Source organism: Virgibacillus chiguensis (genome assembly GCF_900129865.1).
Lineage (GTDB): Bacteria > Bacillota > Bacilli > Bacillales > Amphibacillaceae > Virgibacillus > Virgibacillus chiguensis.
The window spans coordinates 168,215-168,525 of record NZ_FQXD01000009.1; the positions used below are offsets into that span (position 1 = coordinate 168,215).

Annotated in this window: 1 protein-coding gene; it reads left to right on the forward strand. The window is 36.0% G+C overall.

The features are described 5' to 3' along the window. On the forward strand, positions 1-311 hold a 311-nt coding region (locus tag BUB45_RS19910; RefSeq protein ID WP_170861753.1), incomplete at both ends, for a hypothetical protein.

The following is a 311-nucleotide window of genomic DNA, read 5'->3' on the forward strand; positions in this document are numbered from 1 at the left end:
GAGAATGGTGAAGCAGTAGAGGAAGAGCAGCTAGATGAAGAGAATGGTGAAGCAGTAGAGGAAGGGCAACTAGATGAGGAGAATGGTGAAATAGAGAAAAAACAAAAGGGTGACCATAATTCTAATCCAAAAGTAGTGGAAAAAAGAAATTTAAAAGCAAGCATGGCACGAAGTTGGGGAGACTATTTCAAAGTTACAAGTGATAATGCAACAGTTTATGATATAAGGAATGGAAAATATAAAAAAGTGGGGCAACTTATTAAGGGGCAAGAATATAAACGAGTAGGTCAATCAGGTAATTATCATAAAAT